The 19,083-nt window shown below is 59.2% G+C and carries 21 protein-coding genes; 14 read left to right on the top strand and 7 right to left on the bottom strand.

Translation table 11 applies throughout. The annotated features are described in order from the left end of the window. Nucleotides 1–44: 44 nt before the first annotated feature. Complete coding sequence (locus tag FGU65_RS08990; RefSeq protein ID WP_301664116.1) at nt 45–404, bottom strand: hypothetical protein; 360 nt, start codon at nt 402–404, stop codon at nt 45–47. A gap of 601 nt (nt 405–1,005) precedes the next feature. On the opposite strand from FGU65_RS08990, the gene FGU65_RS08985 reads away from it, so the two are divergent. Together FGU65_RS08985 and FGU65_RS08980 are read left to right on the top strand one after the other, a co-directional pair. Beyond that, nucleotides 1,006–1,494 carry a GTP-binding protein gene (locus FGU65_RS08985; RefSeq protein ID WP_301664115.1) on the top strand — a complete coding sequence of 163 codons (489 nt, stop codon included), beginning with the start codon at nt 1,006–1,008 and terminating at the stop codon, nt 1,492–1,494. Between the two features lie 56 nt (nt 1,495–1,550). After that, entirely contained in the window at nt 1,551–2,378 is an 828-nt protein-coding gene (locus FGU65_RS08980) for a hypothetical protein (protein WP_301664114.1), read from the top strand. Between the two features lie 18 nt (nt 2,379–2,396). Here the strand turns inward: FGU65_RS08980 and FGU65_RS08975 are convergent, their stop codons facing one another. The 4 genes from FGU65_RS08975 to FGU65_RS08960 all read right to left on the bottom strand — a co-directional run bounded on the left by FGU65_RS08975 (nt 2,397) and on the right by FGU65_RS08960 (nt 6,029). Continuing rightward, a complete protein-coding gene (locus tag FGU65_RS08975; protein WP_301664112.1) occupies nt 2,397–3,104 on the bottom strand; it encodes an MJ1433 family protein in 708 nt (235 codons plus the stop codon). 223 nt (nt 3,105–3,327) lie between these two features. Then, the gene (locus tag FGU65_RS08970) at nt 3,328–4,101 is read right to left on the bottom strand and encodes an RNA-guided endonuclease InsQ/TnpB family protein (RefSeq protein ID WP_301664110.1); all 774 of its coding nucleotides are present in this window, start codon (nt 4,099–4,101) and stop codon (nt 3,328–3,330) included. 333 nt (nt 4,102–4,434) lie between these two features. Beyond that, the gene (locus FGU65_RS08965) at nt 4,435–5,106 is read right to left on the bottom strand and encodes an HAD family hydrolase (protein WP_301664109.1); all 672 of its coding nucleotides are present in this window, start codon (nt 5,104–5,106) and stop codon (nt 4,435–4,437) included. Beyond that, nucleotides 5,082–6,029, bottom strand: coding sequence for a phosphotransferase (locus FGU65_RS08960; protein ID WP_301664108.1), 948 nt, complete (start codon nt 6,027–6,029; stop codon nt 5,082–5,084). Before FGU65_RS08960 ends, FGU65_RS08965 begins: the two co-directional genes overlap by 25 nt. A gap of 381 nt (nt 6,030–6,410) precedes the next feature. On the opposite strand from FGU65_RS08960, the gene FGU65_RS08955 reads away from it, so the two are divergent. The 4 genes from FGU65_RS08955 (at nt 6,411) to FGU65_RS08940 (ending at nt 8,394) form a co-directional block, all read left to right on the top strand. Then, entirely contained in the window at nt 6,411–6,743 is a 333-nt protein-coding gene (locus FGU65_RS08955; RefSeq protein WP_301664106.1) for a hypothetical protein, read from the top strand. Next, the gene (locus FGU65_RS08950; RefSeq protein ID WP_301664105.1) at nt 6,731–7,723 is read left to right on the top strand and encodes a polyprenyl synthetase family protein; all 993 of its coding nucleotides are present in this window, start codon (nt 6,731–6,733) and stop codon (nt 7,721–7,723) included. Before FGU65_RS08955 ends, FGU65_RS08950 begins: the two co-directional genes overlap by 13 nt. Nucleotides 7,724–7,756: 33 nt before the next feature. Beyond that, entirely contained in the window at nt 7,757–7,942 is a 186-nt protein-coding gene (locus FGU65_RS08945; RefSeq protein ID WP_301664104.1) for a tautomerase family protein, read from the top strand. A 104-nt stretch (nt 7,943–8,046) separates the two neighbouring features. After that, on the top strand, nt 8,047–8,394 hold the full coding sequence (locus tag FGU65_RS08940; RefSeq protein ID WP_301664103.1) for a hypothetical protein: 348 nt from the start codon (nt 8,047–8,049) through the stop codon (nt 8,392–8,394). Nucleotides 8,395–8,734: 340 nt separating this feature from the next. Here FGU65_RS08940 and FGU65_RS08935 read toward each other — a convergent pair whose 3' ends face one another. Beyond that, entirely contained in the window at nt 8,735–9,697 is a 963-nt protein-coding gene (locus tag FGU65_RS08935; RefSeq protein ID WP_301664102.1) for a nucleoside recognition protein, read from the bottom strand. Between the two features lie 501 nt (nt 9,698–10,198). Here FGU65_RS08935 and FGU65_RS08930 point away from each other — a divergent pair. The 8 genes from FGU65_RS08930 to FGU65_RS08895 all read left to right on the top strand — a co-directional run bounded on the left by FGU65_RS08930 (nt 10,199) and on the right by FGU65_RS08895 (nt 17,482). Next, the gene (locus tag FGU65_RS08930; protein ID WP_301664101.1) at nt 10,199–10,765 is read left to right on the top strand and encodes a hypothetical protein; all 567 of its coding nucleotides are present in this window, start codon (nt 10,199–10,201) and stop codon (nt 10,763–10,765) included. Further along, a complete protein-coding gene (locus tag FGU65_RS08925) occupies nt 10,762–12,021 on the top strand; it encodes an ABC transporter substrate-binding protein (protein WP_301664100.1) in 1,260 nt (419 codons plus the stop codon). The genes FGU65_RS08930 and FGU65_RS08925 overlap by 4 nt, the downstream gene beginning before the upstream one ends. Continuing rightward, on the top strand, nt 12,018–12,836 hold the full coding sequence (locus FGU65_RS08920) for a class I SAM-dependent methyltransferase (protein ID WP_301664099.1): 819 nt from the start codon (nt 12,018–12,020) through the stop codon (nt 12,834–12,836). Before FGU65_RS08925 ends, FGU65_RS08920 begins: the two co-directional genes overlap by 4 nt. Then, entirely contained in the window at nt 12,833–13,954 is a 1,122-nt protein-coding gene (locus FGU65_RS08915) for a FecCD family ABC transporter permease (protein ID WP_301664098.1), read from the top strand. The genes FGU65_RS08920 and FGU65_RS08915 overlap by 4 nt, the downstream gene beginning before the upstream one ends. Beyond that, entirely contained in the window at nt 13,951–14,802 is an 852-nt protein-coding gene (locus FGU65_RS08910) for an ABC transporter ATP-binding protein (protein ID WP_301664097.1), read from the top strand. Before FGU65_RS08915 ends, FGU65_RS08910 begins: the two co-directional genes overlap by 4 nt. Before the next feature lie 40 nt (nt 14,803–14,842). Beyond that, on the top strand, nt 14,843–15,607 hold the full coding sequence (locus FGU65_RS08905) for an ATP-binding protein (protein ID WP_301664096.1): 765 nt from the start codon (nt 14,843–14,845) through the stop codon (nt 15,605–15,607). Between the two features lie 136 nt (nt 15,608–15,743). Beyond that, nucleotides 15,744–16,931: a cytochrome c biogenesis protein CcdA gene (locus tag FGU65_RS08900; RefSeq protein ID WP_301664095.1), complete on the top strand. Its 1,188-nt coding sequence runs from the start codon at nt 15,744–15,746 to the stop codon at nt 16,929–16,931. A gap of 68 nt (nt 16,932–16,999) precedes the next feature. Beyond that, nucleotides 17,000–17,482, top strand: a complete 483-nt coding sequence (locus FGU65_RS08895) for a DUF2124 domain-containing protein (protein WP_301664094.1) — start codon at nt 17,000–17,002, stop codon at nt 17,480–17,482. Here FGU65_RS08895 and FGU65_RS08890 read toward each other — a convergent pair. Beyond that, complete coding sequence (locus FGU65_RS08890) at nt 17,466–18,881, bottom strand: sensor histidine kinase (protein ID WP_301664093.1); 1,416 nt, start codon at nt 18,879–18,881, stop codon at nt 17,466–17,468. The genes FGU65_RS08895 and FGU65_RS08890 overlap by 17 nt on opposite strands. Between the last annotated feature and the right edge of the window lie 202 nt (nt 18,882–19,083).

Genomic DNA, 19,083 nt, shown 5'->3' with positions numbered 1-19,083 from the left:
GGTGCTCCTCCAGAAGTGGTTTGCGGTACGCGTGCCCGGGACGGTCACGCCGCCTCTTCCACAGATTCGCTGACGACGTCGAAGGCCAGCAGGCGGTACTGATAGAACTGCCCGTCGTTCGCATCGAAGTCGAGGAAGACCATCAGTCCGTGCTCCTCCGAGATCCAGATCTCCGCGTCCGAGTCCCCACCGAGGGGATAGAACTGGAAGCCAAGCGCGGTCAGTTCGTCTTCAACGGCGATATCGCACTCCATCTCCGTGGTCATCTCGTAGGTTCTGCTGAGAGCGTACCGCTGCTCTTCAAGGGCAGATGCCTGAAGCCGGGCATACTGCTCCCGCAGAGCAGCCCCTTCGAGGACGGCCTGCAGCCGGGGGATGATGTCGACCACATCGTCAGGAGACATACCTCTGTACTGGAGCACCCCGGTATATCTGCATTAAGTATTGTGATGGCGGGCGCCGGATCACGGAAAAAAGTATGATCGGGAGGGGATAGCCGGGTGTCTGTGCCTCCACCCGTCTCTCCCCGGAATTGGTGTGGGTCTGATTCCCGTTGTGAAGCCACAGGAAATGGAAGTTTCTGGTGCGAGAGGTGTCATCTCCAGATAGACTCGCTGCATTGTATATGCTGAGAAACTGCCATGGAAATCAAACGGATGGACACGGAATGCTGCCCGATGCCGGAAGGCGGCCGGCACCGGATACAACGGGATACCCCCACCATGAGATGCATTCTTCAGTCCACCCCGAACGCCTGTTGATCGTTCCCCCAAAAATCTTTCCGCTCACCTCCTCGCGGATCGGTTTTCACTGTACCAGGTGATAGGATTATTCGAATTACCATATAGTCTCAGCACTGTAAAACATAGCCCACAATACTTTCCTGAGATGTACGTCGCCAGGAATGTTCCGAGTGCATGCCAATCCCCGGATGGAGAGGAAAATCCGAATAAATCAGCATTGAATATCGAAACCCTAAAACCTCCAGGCGTCAAAGATTCGCTAATGGCAGCAGACAGGCTCAAGATCGTAGTCTTCGGCGGGTTCAATGCCGGTAAATCAACCTTCGTCCGTGCGCTCGATGCAGGGGCACGCCACATCGAGGCGAAGACGGAGGGCGGGACAACGACGGTGGCGTTCGACTTCGGGCGGTTCGAGACGAACGGCCGGAAGGTGTACGTCTTCGGAACGCCGGGACAGGAACGGTTTGAGTTTGTCAGGGAGATCCTCGCACGCGGGATGAACGGAGCGATCATCGTCGTCGATGCCACGGTCGGATGTGATGCGACGACGATGCAGACCTACGCCTGGCTGAAAGAGCAGCGCACGCCAATCGCCGTCATGCTCAACAAATGCGATCTTCCCGGCGCCCGGCCGGACGCCTATGCCGACCTGTTGCAGGCCGATATGACCCACCGGATATCGGCGCGGGAGAAGGCGAACGTCCGTCCGGCGATGGAGGCGTTCGTGGCATCACTCGTCGAATCCGGGTGATCAATAAGTATTACAGGTACCGGGTCGCTGATCTGAAGAGCAGGACCGTGGTACCCATGACCGAACAGAACTACCTTCAGGACGTCTCCCGCCACCTCTCCGGATTTCTGGCGAGCGGAAACGCGGACGATCTGATAGCCTACCTGGTCGCCGGCAGCAACCTCCCGGGACCGCGGGCCAACCTGGAACTCGCCCGTGCGTTCACCGAGACCGTCCGTGAATACGCAACGCAGGATGCCGAGGACCGGCGCATCCTCTGGAACCTCTGCGTGGAACTGGCAGCCATCGAACCCGACGATGCGCCCACCGGCGACCCGCACGAGTTCCTCTCGTTCTGCGGCATCCGCGGGATCGGGGCGGTCGGCGCAATATCCCCTGCATTTGCCGACCTCGCTCTCCTGCAGATCCACCAGGCCTCCACCGACCCCCGCTGGCGGGAGCGGGAGGCGGCGGCGATGGGCGTCGCAGATCTGCTCGCGGCGGCACGGGACAGAACCCTTTCGGAGCTCGAAACCTGGGTTGAGAGCGGCGCATGGCTCCCCATGCGAGCTGCGGCCGCAGGCATCGCCGAACCCGATCTCCTCCAGGACGCTGCCGTTGCAGAGGCGGCACTGATGTTGCACCGCAAGATCCTGATCCGGGTGTACACGGCGCCGCACCAGGCCTCCGAAGAGTTCCGGGTGCTCCGCAAGGGGCTCGGGTATACGCTGAGCGTCGTCGTCAACGCTCTGCCTGACCAGGGGTTCGAATACCTCCGCCAGCTCGCCGAACTCCAGAACACCGATATCAGGTGGATCGTCAAGGAGAACGTCAAGAAGAGCAGGCTCGATAAAAGGTTCCCGGATGCAACCGCAGAGATCCGGGAGATCCTCCTGCAGGCCTGAAAAAGGGGGAACTCCCCCTCACCCGACGATCGCCGACGCCGTCTCGTCGAACGGGTTCGTGCGCAGGGCAAGCGAGAAGAGGTATGGATAGTTCTTCTGCAGATACTGCATGTAGTCGAGCCACTGGTGGACAAGGAGGCGGTAGACACGGTTGATGTCGCCGCCGAGGTGCCCGAGGTCGGTTGCCGGCAGCGACGCAACGTCAGGGCGGCGCTGGAGGTCCTCGGCGAGGTGGGAGGCGGCACGGAGAAGCTCGTTGAACGATTCGTGCTCGAGCAACGTCGGGTTCTCGAGCATGCGGAGCAGAACCTCCTCCCGTGAGTCCAGGAACTCCTTCAGCCCGGAGAGGTCGACCCGGTCGATAGCCACCGCGTACGCGTGATCGCGCAGCTCCCGGCCGACCTTCCGGAACGTCTCGTCCGTCCAGTCGCTTGCAACGATCAGATGCTCCCGGAGATTGGCAATATGGGGGTCGTTGTCGGAGCGGTACGTCAGCAGCTGCGTCCCGACCGCCGAGAAGAACGTTCCGATGATCATATTCAGCATTTCAAGCCTCTTTCGCCTATCCCGGATATCGAGCATCTGGTGGATGACGATTGTCACCAGCAGCACCTCGAGGGGGACAAACGCGATGTCGCCGAGCGTATAGATCCCGGATAGGGTGGAGATCCTGAAACACGAGAAAGTGAGGGCCGTAAAGACCGGTGAAAAAGGTGATGAGCCCAAATGCAACGGTGATCAGCCAGTGCGAGTCTTTCATCCTGAATCTTCTCTTCGTTCGAGCCCCCCATTAAGGATCGGTGAGCGGGCTCTGCGGAAGATCGTGCGTGGGAACTGGCCGGTTTTGGACTCCCTTGCTTTCTTTCCACCACAACGCAGAGCGGCGGAGGGAGGCAGACGCCGGACTTGCCCGATACCCACGCAAAAGGGGGCGGCGGATTCCGCCCCGTTATCCGACGCCCGCGATCGATAGCTGCTCGAGAATCGCGAAGATGTTCTCTGCATGAATGGACTCTGACATGCCCGGGCGGCGGTACACACCGGGCTTTGAGTGCTGCGGCGTTCTCGCAAGCGCCTTCTTCGGGGTATCAGTGCTCCCGTCGCACGCATCCCTGTCTGCGTACAAGCGATCGACGCCCAGCGATACGGACGCGATATTGAACGCCGCGTTCACATCAGCGTGATCAGCGTGCCCGCAGTGCGGACACTCAAACCGTTTGCGTTTCCGGATGCCGTTCATGCCGCACCGGCTGCAGTTCTTCGAGGTAAAGGCAGGATTTACGTATGCGACAGAGACCCCTGCTTTGCGTGCCTTGGTCTCCACCATCTTCTGGAGCTGATAAAAAGAGCCGTTGTTTAACGAAAATTCGTACGAAGCGGTCTGTTTACGCTTCTGGATCTGTCCTTTGCTGTAAAGTCTTTCCAGTTTGATGCCACAGTCGAGCACCCGTGCCAGACCGACGATCTGTTTGCTGATCTGATGGTTCAGATCCTTGAGAATACTGCGCTCCCGGTTCCGGATCTTCTTTACTTTCGCACGCTTCCCGGACGTGCGGTAGCGCTGGAGAAGGTGGCTGTACTTCGCGTGAACATGCGGGGTTTTCTTCCCGAGTTTCATCACTTTACCGGTCGTTGGGTGGGCAACGACGGCAATATGACCGGTTGTGTTCAGATCTACACCGATCCAGTGATCCGGCAGGGGATCAGTCCTGGAAATTGCCATCACCGTTCCGGTCTGGATCTCCGACAGCGATACATGAAGGGTTTCTGGGTGCCAGGTTTGGTACGTCTATCTGATTCACCTCCCGGGCTTAGATACTCCTCTGCCCCTACATAATATATAATTTTCGCATTGAGTATAGAACATGAGAGTCGAAGTATAGGGATTTACATATTTCCACCACCAACGAGGAATACAGGGGAGCGGGCTAAAGTCACCCGGATGCACCAGAAAAGCATCGGCAACAAACGTCCATGCCACCGTAGCACATCCTGCATGCACGCATCTGCCTTTCCATATCCTTCACCCCTCCCCGATTACGGCCTGCCAGTTTCTTCACAGATTGAAATACTTCCATGCCTCGTCGATGAAAAGCGCCTGCATCCCGATCTTCATCGGCGCGACGATATCATTCTCATAGCCGTCGCCGATGAAGAGCGTCTCCTCGGGCTCAAGGCCCAGCCTCTCAAGCGCCAGTATGAAGATCCGCGGATTCGGTTTCTTGCACCCAACGTCCGAAGAGAAGATCACAAAATTGAACCGGTCGTAAAAGCCGAGCGCCCGCATTTCACGCTCCGAGAAGACCCGCTGTCCGTTCGAAACAACCCCTTTGGGAAGATCCTGAAAAATATCGAGCAGCCGATGGCTCTTGATATGCGCATGCAGTCGCCGGAGCGAGGCCGCCCGGAACGAGCGGGCAGCCTGGATTCCCAGGTGCTTTTCGTCGATCTCCCAGATGGCGTGCTCCGCACAGATCTCTGCAAAGGCCTCCTCCACCCGGACATCGGGGTGCCGCTCCCACGACGCCTCTATCCGTTCCCGTACCCGTTGTTTATAGGCGTCGCGCAGCCTGTCCGGCGTTATCCGGACACCCTGATAGATGAGCCAGTTGCTCAGCACTTCATAGGTCTGTGTGCTCCCCTCATCGGTTTTTATGTCGACGAGGGTGTCGTAACAATCAAAGAGAACGCCTTTCACCTTTTTTATGTTAAACGTGACCTCAAACATGCTTTCGCCTCCCCTATGAGATACTCCCGGTGCGATGGTGCCCATCCGAGCCGTGCGATCCGCATATATCCAAACGCTATGAAGAACGGCAGTACATCAGTTATTTTGTAAAAATCATCCTCACCTCTGCTGTAGCGCCAGAGGAGATGACCGATGTAAGGCTCGCTCCTCTCACCATCGTCGAAACGGGACGCAAAAAAATGCTTCATCTCGGCAGAGAGAACGCCCAGGTCGTGGATTGGATGCGCATTTCGCAACCCGTTTTCAAAGTCGATTGCGTAGACCTTTCCATCGACATGGATGTAATTGGCCGGGGTCGCATCCCCATGGATCAGTGACCCGTGGAAACCATGCAGCAGCCCGGCATCCCACCACCCTCCAAGGAGGTGATTGAACTGTTCCCGCTGATCGGCGTCCAGCCGATTTTGATCGAGTACTTTGTGAAACTGTCCGAATTCACGCTGAATATTGCATGGACCACGTGTTCCGTCATGGAGCCTCCGGAGCAGCGCTGCGACCGACGAGAGGCGATCATAGAGATGATGTTCATGCCGGAGGTACTTCCTGAGCGCTACACCCTTGATGTAGTCGGTAATAACGACATTATGGAAGTTACCTCGGCACGTGATCGGCCGGGGAACATGGATCACCATTGAAGCTTGTTTGAGGCGTTGGTACTCGTTCCTCATCGCTTTTTCCTCATTATAGTGTCTCATCACGCCTGTCGGCTCGCCGAAGAACTTGCCGACTACGCTGAACTTCTCGCCGGAGAACGCATACCGGCAGACCGTATGGGATGCCGGACTGATCCGGTACACCCGTACTCTGCACGCCGGGTTATGCACCCGGTCGCCGAGCACCTCGACCAACCAGTCCCTGAATGGGTCGCCCGGTTTCAGTGTATTAACGTACTGCTCCGCCACGTTTCAAAAACCTCCTCGTGATCCGCCGGGTAGTGCACCCGGGTTTTCTGCAGTCTTTATCGACAGACCAATCCTTCTGCGGCACCCGCGTAGACAAAGCCAGACTCTGAAAATTTTGTTCCCATACTTTCCCCTCCGCTCACAGGGTCCGGCCGCCCGGATCGACCTGGGACGGGGAAGACCGATTATCCGGATGAGGCGTAAATACGTTTCGGCCATCGGACGGTCCCGGCAAACCGCAGATGTATCACCGGAGCGGAACTGAAGAGAAGAAGGAGAAGTGGCGTGCCACCCACACATTATTAATCCATGCTGGCACTCCTACACAACCGGTTACGTACCAGACTACCCGATCACCAGAAGAGGAGGAACTTAAGTGTTATGGATTATCGCGCACTCCTTCACCCTGCACGGGTCAAACCGCTGACGGCATGGAGCATCGGCGGCTCCCTCATCGGGATCGGCGCTGCGGCCCGGCAGGCGAGATATGTCGGTGTGGACTGGCCACTCCTCCTCATCGCTCTCGGAGATCGCGTCGATGCTGCCCGGCAGGCGTGCCTCCGCGATGGGGGAACGAAACTCGAGGCGAGCACCGGCGCCCTCCGTCCTGGGCAGTTCTATCTCAGCATCGCCTACTCCTTCGCCCTCCCGCTCGTCCGCCTCGGGGTGAGCGTCCATCATGATCCCGGATCCTCCCGGGGGTGGCCTCTCTGACTGCGCTGCGCGATCTCCTCGCAGAGATCCGGCCGGCCGTCAACCGGCGGGTCAGGGAGGTGATGACCACGGACGAAGCCTTCGACGAGGAGCTGCTCCCGCTCCTCCTGAAAGGCAAGCGGATGCGGGCAGGGCTGCTGATTTACGTTCACCGGAACCTCACGCAGCGGCGGAATACCCCGGAGAAGGTGCTCGACCTGGCATGCGCCGTGGAGCTTGCACATGCATCCAGCCTGATCCTCGACGACATGCTGGACGAGGATACCGTCCGCCGGGGAGTCCGCACGCTCCACGTGACCAGGGGAGAGAAACAGGCAATGCTGGATACCATCGGTGTCCTCTCGCTGCCGTACGCGCTCGCAGCCCCATACGGGCCGGATTACGTCACCATGCTCTCGGCAACGCAGCGGAGCATGGCGTCTGGGGTGATGAAAGAGCTCTTCCTGCGGCCGGAGCTCCCGGCGACATCACTCTACGATGCGATCATCACCCGAAAGACCGGGCACCTCTTCTCGCTCACCGCCGCCTGGGGCAGTATGGCCGCCGGCAGGAACGGCAGCACCGTGGGAGCCTTTGCCGACTACGGCCTCCGTGTTGGCAAAGCGATGCAGATAGCCGACGACATCGCCGATCTTTCGGCGATTGCGGGAGGCAGGAAGCGGAGCGGTTTCGGCTCGGAGATGCTGCTGCTGCGCTGTGTCTGTGCAGACAGGCTCTGCAGCGAACTGGTCCGCGACCTTCTGCAGAAGCGCCCGAGCATCGCGAAGGTGAAGTATCTCTGGTCATCGGAAGGGATCGAGCGGGCTCTGACGGCGATGCTGGACCGCGAGATCGCGCATGCTGCCGACAGCCTCACCACACCCGACCGGAGCGTCGTAGCCCCTGCCGAAGGCACGGCGTTCACCCGCATAGCCCACGAGATAGCGGCCATGATGCTTGCCGAGCGAGTGCCCACCGAAGACCGTATGAGCCGGATATAAATAATCGACCGGTCAACATGAGAAGGAGATACCATGCCTGTTGTTACCATACAGATGTCGAAGGGCAAAACGCTCGAGCAGAAGCGCCGTCTGGCAGAAGAGATCACGGCCACAATCACCAGCACGCTCGGCGTCAGTCCGGACTGGGTCACCATTCTGATCGAAGAACTCGATCGCGAGAACATCGCAAAGTCCGGAAAACTGCTCAGTGAATCGTAGAGACTCTGACAATCCTTTCTTCTCTTCCCGCCGGCAGGCGGAAACGATACATACTCCCCGGGAGCACGTATGCACTACGGCGCATTGCCGCGGAAGCGATTGCCATGCCACGTAAACTTGACGAAAAAGACCTGACCATCTTCCGGAAACTCGCCCCCGAGTACGCGGATGTCATCTGCCCGGGAGCGGGGCATGCATTCCAGTCGATCCTCCCACCGGTCTCGAACCATGTTGCAGACGATGCAGATGATTTTGCAGAACGCATCCGCCGCCTCTCGGATGAGGACTGGCAGTACCTCACCGAAGCGATACTGAAAGGGCGCGAGAGCCTTTCGTGCATACCCGAAGAAGACGTCGAAGCAGTGCTCGCGGAGATCACCGCGCACGTATCGGAAGATGCGGCGGAACGGGTCAGAAGGCTCTACCACCTCTCGGAATGCGGGGTGCTGTAAGCGGAGGAGCCCGCGTAGTATGCTGTCTGCCGGATTTCAGGCAATAAATCGCCGTGGGGGTCGATATGCCGGAACAGGGAGCGCCGCACAAATCCCTTGTTCAGGAAGGGAATTCCCTGGCGTATGGAAAGGAAGGATGTGAAGTCCTGCTCCGGGTGCTGACTGGAGAGATGGCGTGCTCATGCCATCTCCTTCTCCCGGCAGGCACCGACCCCCGAACTCAGTATGAAATTATACAATATTAATATTACTAATTAATCCTTAAATTTAAAGCAGTAATATTCCCAGAGGGGGGGCGAATCCTGATTCCCGGCACATGCGCATATCACGGAAGATTTGCTCACAGTGCCCATCCGGCACCGTAGGCCAGCACGACGACCAGCACCGCCATAATACCGTTCCGGAGCGCCGTCGAGATCAGCATGATCTCCGTTCCGGTCCGCATCCCGAAGATCGCCGCATAGGACGACCCGAACCAGCGGATGCTCCGGGTTACGCTGGTGAGAATGTTGCCGACAAGCAGCGTGAGCACGATCTCCTGCCAGGTCATGTCCCCTGCAGCGAGCAGGGCGGACGCGACGCTTGCGCCCGCAACGAAACTCCCGAACTGAGCGGCAATGATCGCAAAGCCCTCCGGAGGAACCGGGAAGAACCCGCCTGCACCCTGCATCAGCTCAGCGAGCCGGTCGAAGGTACCTGCGTTGATGAGGAATGCGACAATGATGATTGTAGGGACGGTGACTTTGAGCAGGCGTGTCAGGGTTTTCCAGGAAGAGGCACCTGCTTCCCGCAGCGCGTCACGGAACGTACCAGCGGCCGGCTCCTCCACAGCCCGAACCTGAACGGGTGGAGCGGGCGTGAGGACGACCCGCCCGGCAACCATGATGACCGCGGTCTTTGCAAGCCCCACCAGCATCAGCAGACCGAAATAGATGAGGCCGGGGATCCCAAGAAGCGGGATGTAGACCGGGAGGAGGTAGCGCCAGTGCATGACGACCGTCGGGAACGAATTCATGATGGCTGCAATGACGAGCTCGCGCCGGGTAATGATCTCCTTTGCGTGGTAATCCACCAGCATGGCGTTGGCGGCAGGAGGCGAGACGAAGGCCATGAGGAAACTGGTGCCGCACTCCTCACGGAGGCAGGCGAATGCGGTGAGCGGGCGGGAGAGAACCGCAATCCTCCCGGCAACCTTCAGGGCGACGAGCAGCTCGGCGAGAAAGACGCCGATGACCATCATCGGAACCATCTCGCCGAGCAGGCCGGCCGCCAGCGTCACCGTCTGAACGATACTGTCGTACATGGCTCCTCGAAACGGGATGTCATAGCCCGGCGCCGTGCAGAGAACAGGGAGATGCGGCCTTCCGGTGCATACGAGTCTCCGGGCGCTGCTCTATCCAACCGGTATGACAATATTGTATAAAAGGATTACTTATTTCACTAACGTTTGTAATTTTACGCACAATGTGCGACATCCCCCATGATATGTAATACCATGCAGAGTCTGCTCAACAGCAGGACGATCTTCCGCTCCCGTTCGTCATCGGTTTGAACAAACATACACCATAATACCTTACTCCTACTGCTCATCGTTCCCGCAGGAAAAGAAATAAAATCCCAGATGGCCGGCAGGTTTGTGCGGCTCAAACGATGACGGGGCACCATTAAGACTACTATTTTAAAATAATTGATTACTTAGTATTACAGAATTCAAAATAGTAAAAAATAAGTATGAACCTAAATCAGATAAGTAACACCCAATGCAATTGAACCCACGGCATTCAATCAAACGGGAGATGCAACCATGAAAACAGCTATTCATCGAACAGGGCTGATTCTTGCCGCCCTGCTGATATTTCACGTCTGCTGCATTCTACCTGCGGCAGCGGCGCCAATCGTCCAGAGAGAGGTTGCGCCCTCCGGCGGAGCAGTGACGGTAACCTACACGATCGACGCGGAAGAACCGTTCGCGATCGGCATCGTCGAGTCCGTCCCCGAAGGCTGGACGTTTGCGGAAACCGACAATGCGATCTCCGCCGCACCGCACTTCGAGATCGACCGCGACGGGCGAAAGATCGCCTTCTTTGTCTGTGACGAAAAAGAGGTCTCCTACACCCTGACGGGAACCGGAGACGGGATCCAGGGCTTTGTAACTGAATGGGTCGACCTCTGCGAACTCTCGCCCGACCTGAAGGAGGGCAAAGGGCGCTGGAACACGCTCGGCGCGTCGTCGGTCTCTTCCGTGAACCTGCAGCAGGAGACGCAGGCACAAAAGTCGCCGGGATTCGGCATCTGTGCAGCCCTGCTCGGCTGTGCTCTCGGTGCCGGTGCCATCGCCCTGCGACAGAGAACCGGAGGTGACGAGGCATGAACGTTTCCAGGGCTCCCGTTCTGCTGCTCGTCGCTCTCGCTGCAGCCTTCCTCATCTCACCGGCCGCAGCGGCGGATTCGCTCCCGCTCGGCGCGGAAGGAAGACTCACCGGTGACCTCGTCGCCACGAGCGTCTGCGGCTATCTCCTCGGCACGAACGACCTGACGCTCGACGAAGTCTCGGACGCCGCATACGTCTATGCCGTCTGGGGCGGCGAGCCAAAGACCGTCACCGACATGACCGGCCGCAAGATGACTCTCTACCGCCCCGTCGAGCGGATCATCACCAATAATCCCGACAACTCCCGGCTGGTGATCGCCTACGGCGACGGGCACCTCCTCGTCGGGTCCGACGAGTGCACCATCGATTCGGGCTGTGTCTGCCCGATGACCGCAGACGGGGAGATCTTCTGCGAAGAATGCTGGGAAGGAGTCACTCCCGGCGGGCTCGAAAACCTCGCCCTGACCAACGACAGATACACGCCGAACTACGAACAGATGGTATCCCTCAAGCCCGACCTGGTCTTCCTCTGGATGTCCTGGGAAGACCAGGCGGACGATATGGTAGAGCGCGTGGGCGCCCCCGTCTTCGTAGCAGGGCCTGATTTCACCTACGAATCGGTGACGGATCATACCCTGGCCGTCGGCGAGGCGCTCTCGAAAGAGGGCGAGGCCGAAGAACTCGTCGCGTTCATGAACAGCAAGATAAGAATGGTGACCGACATCACCGATGCCATTCCCGAAGACGAGAAGGTCCGGGTCTACTTCGCTCCACGCGGGGCGAAAAAAGGTTTCTACGATGCCAAGGAAGGACGTGACTTCACTCGCACCTACAATACCTACTTCCCCCTCGATATGGCGGGAGGCGTTAACGTCGCGGAAGACTGCGCAGACGGGAATGTGAATGTCGCCATCGAGCAGATTATCGCCTGGAACCCCGACGTGATCCTGGTCTCCTGCTCGACGCCGGACGATGCCGGCGTGGACTTTATCCTGGCAGCTCCCGAGCTCCAGTCGATAAAAGCAATCCAGGAAGGCCGGGTCTACAACGTCTTCTACCCACACTGCCGCGGACGGCCACAGGACAGGAACCTCCTGAACGTCCTGTACATGGCCAGGATCCTCTATCCGGACAAATTTGCCGATCTCGACATGGAGCAGGAGGGCAACGAGATCATGACCGCCTTCCTGGGTGTCGACGGGGTGTACAGCGCATATGCGGACTATCTGACGTTCCCGCGTGACCAGCAGATATGACCGCCATTGTCGATTATAACCAACTCTGGCGGCTGCTCCGGCAGCGGCAGGGAGGGCGCACGGTCGACTGGGACCGGCGCGCCGCCTCCTTTCACCGGGCGGTCGCGGGAACGTCGGCAGAGGTCGAGGCGCAGGTCCGCGCCCTCGGCCTTCGTCCGACCGACACCGTCCTCGATATGGGCGCCGGCACCGGCAGGTTTGCGGTTCCGCTGGCCCGGCACGCCGCCCATGTCACCGCCCTCGAACCCTCTGCAGGAATGGTTGCATACCTGGAACAGGGCATGGCGGACGCAGGGCTCACCAACTATTCTGTCGTCCGCCGGCGCTGGGAAGACGTCGAGGTTGGCCGGGACATCCCGGTTCACGACGTCGTCTTCGCATCGAACTCCCTCGGGTTCGACGATCTCGCAGCAGGACTTGAAAAGATCGACGCTGCCGCACGCCGGGCCGTCCATCTCCTCTGGTTCGCCGGGCGCGAGCGCCACCCGATGGATGCGGAGCTCCTCCGCCGCCTCGGGCGGGACGGACAGGAGCGGTTTGTACCCGATTATCGCTTCATTGTGAATGTGCTTCACGTCATGGGGATCTACGCCAACGTCTCGGTGGAGAAGACCACAAGCCGCCAGGTCTACGACAGCCCCGACGACGCCGTCGCCTGGTGGTGCGAACGCAACGATATCTCCTCGTCAGAGACCGAGATCCTCCGCACCTACCTCGCCGAAACACTTGAACCGACCGATGATGGCAGGTTTGCGGCGATGCGAACCGGATGGCGGGCACGGATCTGGTGGGAGAAGGAGGACAGCGGGGCATGACCGGCGGCTATGAGCCCCGCTCCAGGGCGGCGCAGCACCACCGCGAGCTGCGAAATAAGAAGCTCGAGGAGACCCGCAGGGAGCACCGGCGGCTCATGAGCCGCAAATTTACCTTCCTGGCTTTTATCATCGCTCTCATCATCTTTGCCGTCGGCTACATCGTTACGCTCGGCCCGCTCGACCTATCCATCCTGCAGGTCTACGAAACGCTGCTCGCCCGGTTCTTCCCGAGCGTCTTTTCGATGGATGACGTCCTCGAGCAGGTGGTCTGGAACATCCGCTTCCCCCGGATACTCGGCGGGATCTTTGCGGGATTCGGCTTCGGCATCTGCGGATGCGTGATGCAGGCGGTCTTGAAGAACCCGCTCGCAAGCCCCTTCACCCTCGGAATCTCATCCGGCGCCCATTTCGGCGTCGCCATCGCCGCCGTCTTCGGGGTTGCGCTCGTCGGAGGGCCGTTCCTGCTGATCGCAAACGCGTTTGCATTTGCCATGCTCTGCTCCCTCTTCATCGTGTCTCTGGCAGCGCTGAAGGGAGCGACCTCCGAAACGCTCATCCTCGCAGGGATTGCAGTAAACTACCTCTTCTCCTCGCTGTCGCAACTGATGGCGTACTTTGCCACCGACGAGCAACTGCGGCTAATGACGACGTGGGGCATGGGCGACCTCTCCGCCTTCTCCTGGAGCAAGTTCGGGCTCTTCTTCGTCATCTTCGCCGTATGCACGCCGCTTCTCTGGTCGAAAGCGCAGGACCTGAACCTGATGACGATCGGCGATGACTCCGCAAAGAGTCTGGGTGTCGAGGCCAACCGCGTCAGGATGCTCACCATGATCGTCGCCTCGATCCTCGTCGCGACGATCGTCTGCTTCACGGGCACGATCGGATTCGTCGGGCTCGTGGCTCCCCACATGGCACGGATGCTCATCGGGGCCGACCATCGCCTCCTCATCCCCGCCTCCGGCATCCTGGGCGCGTTCCTCCTCATCTGTTCCGATGCGGTGGCCATGAACATCATCGGCCCGACGGTCATCCCGACCGGCATCATGACCGCGCTCCTCGGCGTGCCGTTCTTCCTCTACCTGGTCCTCAAAGGAAAGCGCAAGGAGTTCTGGCAATGAACATGAAACTGCTCGTGCAGGATCTGGAGTTCGCCTACACCTCGATCCCGGTGCTCACCGGGATGTGCCTGGAGGTTCCCGGCGGCTCCCTGGTCTCGATTGTGGGGCCGAACGGTTCCGGGAAATCCACCCTCCTCAAGTGCATCGACCGCATCCTCACCCCAAAGCAGGGAATGGTCGCGATCAACGGAAAAGACGTGCTCCGGCTGGAACGCATGGAACTTGCGAAACATATGTCGTACGTGCCGCAGAGCTCCGTCCGGGTCTTTCCCCACTCCGTCTTCGACGTCATTCTCATGGGCCGCCGCCCCCACCTCGGGTGGACGAGTTCGAGCGAGGATGAAGAGAGGGTCTGGGACGTCATCGATCTGCTCGGCCTCGAGGAGATCGCGCTCGCTCCCTTCACCGAGCTCTCGGGCGGACAGCAGCAGAAGGCGCTCATCGCACGGGCACTCGTCCAGGAGACCGACGTGATGCTCCTGGACGAACCCACGTCGAACCTCGACATCTGGCATCAACTGGACGTGATGATGATCGTCGCAGGCCTCGTCGCAGGGCGCGGGATCACCGCGCTCATGGCCGTCCACGACCTGAATATGGCCGCCCGGTTCTCGGACCGGATCGTCATGATGAAAGACGGGGTGATCCATGCCGCCGGGAGCCCGTGGGAGGTATTGACGCCCGGGCATATTGCGGACGTCTACGGCGTGGAGGCTCTGGTGCAGCGGCAGGACGACGAAACCCCTCTCGTCGTTCCTATGCGTCAGATCTCCCGAAACGGAGCCAGGCCGGCATACCGGCGCATGCACGCCTCCCCGAAGGGAGGAAAACTGTCGTCAGTGCTGTGAGAGCATCGCCTGCAGACAACAGAACGGAAGTGAAAACGACATGAAGATCGCTATTTGTGGAAAAGGAGGCAGCGGGAAGAGCACGCTCACCGCCCTGCTCGCACGTGAGTATGCACGGAGGAACCACCTCGTGCTGGTCGTCGATACCGACGAGTCGAACCTTGGTCTGCACCGCCTGCTCGGGACGGACGCACCGCCCGACCTGATGGATTACTTCGGGGGCAAGAAAGCCATGGGGGCGAAGATCATGGCAGCGATGCCCGATTTTGCATCGGTCAACCTGATTGAGGAGACATGGACGCTCGACAGCCTTCCAAGGGACTACGTCACCGAAGACCATGGCGTTCGGCTCGCCGCCATCGGCAAGATCCACGATGCGGGAGAAGGGTGTGCGTGCCCGATGGGAATACTCGCCAGGCAGTTTCTCGGCAATCTTCGCCTCGGTGACGATGATGTCGTTATTGCAGACACCGAAGCGGGGATTGAGCACTTCGGCCGCGGGATCGACCAGGAGGCCGACGTGATTCTCATGGTGCTCGACCCCTCATTTGAGTCGTTGCGGCTCGCGGAAAAGATTGCGGAGATGGCAGGGGATATCGGCGTCCCGCTCTACTACGTGCTGAACAAGGCGGATCCAGCCATGGCCGCCCGTATGCGCGAAGGAATTGCGAATCCGTCCCGGATAATCTGCGAAATTCCGCAGGAACCCGGCATCCTTGAAGCAGGCCTTGACGGACAGGCTTTGACGGACGGGCACCCGGCCATCAAAACGCTGATCGAGACACTGGATGAACGCTCCGCATAGGAGGAATCGGCCGGGATCCCGGATCCCCGGCCGCCGACAGGTTTTTCCGCGCGCAGAAGCCAAAGGCAGTATGTTTCCGGGCGGCTGCCCCGCTGCCGATCACCTGCTTTGAATAAACCACAACACGGTGAGCGGGTTGCGGTCATTTGTCCTGATCCTCGTTCTGGCATTATCTCTTTCCCCTGCCGCAGACGCCAGCAGCACTCCGGCGATCGTCGGCAGGGTTATGCAGGCGCAGGACGACGGGGACGTATCGATCGACGCAGACTTTTTCTACGGTGCAGCGTGCCCGCACTGCCTATGGGTCAAACCCCTCGTCGAAAAACTGGCCGAAGAGCACCCACAGGTTCACGTCCGGTGCCGCGAGGTCTACTTCAACGCGACGAACCGCGAGGTGTTCCGGAACCTCATCGATCACTACGATGTCAAATCCGGGACAATCCCTCTCCTTATCATCGGCAATACGGCCATGGCAGGGGAAGAGGAGATCCGGGCGGGTCTCAAACCAATCATCGCGCAAGAATCCGGGGAGATAGTGAACCCGTCCAGCATCAGGCGATCCCTCATGCAGTTTGCCGGAAGCGCTCAGGAACCCGGGGGGACGGATAGCAGAAATACTACGGCTCCGGCGGATATACCGTCATCCCGGGGAGCGGAGATCACCCTGGCCTCGGTTCTGGTTGCGGCAGCGGTCGACAGCATCAACCCGTGCACCGTTGCCGTCCTCGTTGTCCTCCTTGCATATCTCACCTCGCTTGCCGACCAGAAGAGACTGCTGCGGGTCGGTCTTGCCTATATCGGAACTGTATTTGTCGTATATCTCCTCTCGGGGCTCGGCTTTTTCGCAATCGTCCAGGCATCCGGGCTCTCGGGAACCGTGTTCACCCTTGCCGGGCTCGTCGCGGTCGCCGCGGGTCTGGTGCAGATCGGGGAGGCGCTCCGGAAATACGATGGATTCAGCTTCTCCATCCCGGAATCGATGAAAGCCGGGATCGGCCAGTACATCCGGCGGGCCTCGATCCCTTCAGCCATCGCACTCGCCGCCCTCGTCAGCGTCGTCGAACTCCCGTGCACCGGGGGGATCTACCTCGCAATCCTCGGCCTGCTCGGCAGCAGGATGACGTTCGCAGAGGGGCTCCCCTACCTTGTCCTGTATAATCTTATCTTCGTGCTTCCCCTGGCGGTCATTCTCCTCATTGTATACTGCGGGTTTTCGCCCGACCGCGTCGGTGCATGGAGGATCACGACAAAACGGAGGGTGCGTTTTGCTATGGGGTGCGTCATGCTGGGGCTCGGCGGAGCGATGCTGCTCGGCCGGCTGTAACAGCAACGACTGCCCGCAGCAGGAGACCGAAAGAGAGACTTTATAGGTCGCCGCCCCAACCAGACCATATGGAACTTGCAGAACAGCTCACCAGCGTTCCCGGTATGCTCCGGCCGTTCAAGGCATTCCTGACGGAGGCCGGCCTCTCCCGGGATGACCAGATCGTCTACTATGGTTGTCCCGGCACCTGCACCCCGTTCGTCGAACTGCTCGCGTTCGCGACCCGCGATCTGCCCTGCGAACAGATCTTCGTGCCCTACGTCGACGAAGTCGGTGCCAGGAAACTCCATATGGTAACGGAGGTCGGGATGCAGGCGAGTGCCGAGAAGGTACCCGTCGATCCGACAGTCATCGTCCTGATGGGAGGGCTGTCCATGCCGAACGTCCCTGTCTCCCGCGATCAGGTCGTGCAGGTCGTCGGCACTCACAAACCATCTGCTCTCATCGGTGTCTGCTTCATGAAGATGTTCGAGAAGATGGGGTGGCTGGAGTCGTTCGACTTCAACATGGTCATCGACGCCACCATCGATCCGGTCAACATCTGGCGATGAGAGGGCACGCATCAGCGCGCTGCCTCAGCGATCGCCCCGTTTTTTGCAGAGTGAACCGGAACGCCGCCCCTCCTTCCGGCTTCCCGGGAATCCGATCGTCCACCCAGATTCTGCCGCCGTAGCGTTCGACCAGCATCCGGGAGATGTAGAGTCCGAGACCTTTGCCGCTCTTGGTCGAGTTCCCTCTCGAAAAGCGGGAGAAGATACATGACTTCGTCTCCTCGGGGACACCCGGCCCGGTATCCTCCACCGAAACCACGACGGTGTCGTCATATTCCGCAACCCTCACACAGACCTGCACATCGGAACCGCCGAACTTGGTGCTGTTTCCGATCAGGTTCGTGAAGACTTCAGGGAGCAGCTCATCTGCAGCAATGCCAACCTGTCTGCCGTCATAGACGATCTCCAGATCGGGGTGCTGCCGGATCTCCGCCCTGATAACCTCATCAAGATCAAACTCCTGCAATGCACAGTCCTGCGAGCGAAGGCGGCGCAACGTCGTGACGTTCTGGATGATCTCAACGCTGCGGCGGATCCCCGTGTGGAGCTTTGTGACCATCTCACGCTCCGCCCCGTTCATGGTATCGGCGAGCAGTTCGGCGTATCCGAGGGCGACGGCGTTGGCATTATTGATGTCGTGCACCATGATGTCCAGGTACAGGTTTGCCTCTTCATTTGCGACCCGCAGAGCCTCTTCTGCCCGTATCCGGTCGGTGATATCCTTGCCTGAGGCAAGTATGCCGATGATCGTCCCACTTTCGTCTCTGAGAACCGTATCCTGCCACGCGATGGTGTACTCCCTTCCGGTCTTCGAAACGACCGGCGTCTCCGCCTGTTCGAAGGCGGTCATGTCACCGGCCATTATCCGATCGAATGCACCTTTTGCCTCTTGCCGATACTGATCCGGAGCGATGACGTCGAACCAATTCTTCCCCATGATCTCGGCCTCGCGGTAGCCGAGAAGCTCAAGGCCGCGCCGGTTGATGAGACCGACCGTCTGGTCGGCATTGATGACAACGAGAAGTACGCCTGCAACGTCGAGCAGCGTCTGAAACCGGTTCTTCTCCCGGTGAAGTTCGTGCTGCCGCCCCTGCACCTGTTCACTCAGAGAGGCGATGACCAGCGAGACGACGACGAACATCAGGGCACGCAGATAGTCGTTAATTATCGTCGGATCTCCGAGCCGGAAGATGATGCTGCTCCCCACCAGGAGCCCGGCGAGAAAGAGGGCGACGAGAACACTTCTCCGCCCCCACCAGAGTGCGCTCAGGATAATCGGAATGTAGAATATATGGGAGAAGACGGTGCCCAGCGCAAGTATCGCATGGAAGTAATACGTCAGGAATACCGAGAATACCAACAGCGCGGCAATCATCGGCATTCTGTACTTCTCATCCATTGCAGGTTGCCTCACACCCATCTCTCTTTCATGCAATATATATCTTAGCCATTATAATAATACACAGATTGAATTAACGGAGAGATCCTGAGAACTTTTATCAGGAAATCGTTCCAGATAAAGCCCCATTTGCAGAGCAGCCGTACTCGTACAAGGGGAGAACCGGATCCCATCACCGCAGATCCGTGCCGGAGATACCGCG

It is taken from the genome of Methanoculleus frigidifontis (assembly GCF_030464345.1).
In the GTDB taxonomy this organism is placed as follows: Archaea; Halobacteriota; Methanomicrobia; order Methanomicrobiales; family Methanoculleaceae; genus Methanoculleus_A; species Methanoculleus_A frigidifontis.
Note: the sequence above shows the minus strand (reverse complement) of the source record. Positions and strands in the feature narration are given on the sequence as shown.